At 40.7% G+C, this 1,082-nt stretch carries 2 protein-coding genes; both read left to right on the top strand.

Features of this window, described 5'->3' with window-relative positions:
* Positions 1–76 precede the first annotated feature (76 nt).
* The gene (locus MiAbW_RS19825) at positions 77–439 is read left to right on the top strand and encodes a helix-turn-helix domain-containing protein (protein ID WP_202981371.1); all 363 of its coding nucleotides are present in this window, start codon (positions 77–79) and stop codon (positions 437–439) included.
* 19 nt (positions 440–458) lie between these two features.
* Positions 459–1,043, top strand: coding sequence for an IS630 family transposase (locus MiAbW_RS19820; RefSeq protein WP_002759745.1), 585 nt, complete (start codon positions 459–461; stop codon positions 1,041–1,043).
* Positions 1,044–1,082: the final 39 nt, after the last annotated feature.

The following is a 1,082-nucleotide window of genomic DNA, read 5'->3' as shown; positions in this document are numbered from 1 at the left end:
TATAGCGGTATGCACTTGCATGAGGTACAATAGAAGAGGACAATAAATTATAGACCTAGGCAGGAGCCACGACCCGATGAAGCCCTATTCTTTAGACTTGCGACAAAAGATCATCGAGACCTACGAGGAGAATAACCTCTCACAACGTGAGTTAGCCAAAAGATTTAGAGTAGCTTTAAGCTTTATCCAGAAACTAATCAAGCAGTGGCGTGAAACAGGAAATCTAAATCCCCGACCGCATGGTGGAGGACAAAAACTCAAGCTTAAGAGCGACGAAATTATCTTGCTGGGAGATTTAGTCCAAGAAAAGAAAGATGCCACCTTAGACGAGTTAAGAAAACAAATTGAGGAAAAAACACAGACGGTGGTGAGTAACTCAACAATCAGTAGAATTTTAAAACGGCTAAATTTAACTCTAAAAAAAAAGCTTACACGCTAGGGAAAGAGACACGGAAAGAGTGCAAAAATTAAGAGAAGAATATTGGGAGAAAATCCGAGATGTTAGAGCGGAAGATTTGGTTTTCGTTGACGAGTCTGGCTCTAATCTAGGGATGACAAGACTTTATGGCAGGGCTGAAAAAGGTCAGAGAGTGTATGATTCAGTTCCGTTAAACCGAGGAAAAAACGTCACGATAATTGGAGCGATAGCGCTCAAAGGCTTGCTGGCTTTTATCAATGTATTTGGAGCCGCAAATGGTTTAATATTTGAAGCATTTATTGCTACATTATTAGTTCCAAACTTGTGGAAAGGAGCTTGTGTATTAATGGATAATGCTTCGATTCATCAAAAAGAAACCCTCGAACCAATTCTTCAGGAAGTCGGTGCTAGACTGGAGTTTTTACCTCCCTATTCTCCCGATTTTTCTCCCATTGAAAACTGTTGGTCGAAAGTGAAAATACTGATTCGTTCTATGTCACCTCGTACCTATGCTGATCTAGAAAAAGCGATCGTTCAAGCCTTTAGTCAGATTACATTGCGAGACATCCATCACTGGTTTACCCATTGTTGCTATTGCGATACCCCTTTTAAAGAGCCTACCTAGTCATCCATGCTGTACCTCATTCAACTGAAACCCGCTATA

The organism is Microcystis aeruginosa NIES-4325 (assembly GCF_008974145.1).
In the GTDB taxonomy this organism is placed as follows: Bacteria; Cyanobacteriota; Cyanobacteriia; order Cyanobacteriales; family Microcystaceae; genus Microcystis; species Microcystis aeruginosa_G.
The sequence above is the reverse complement of the archived record's forward strand: the minus strand, read 5'-3'. Positions and strand labels throughout refer to the sequence as shown.

Bases quoted from the DNA above. Each gene is read 5' to 3' on its own strand.
- MiAbW_RS19825 (WP_202981371.1), top strand. From the start codon at position 77: ATGAAGCCCTATTCTTTAGACTTGCGACAAAAGATCATCGAGACCTAC.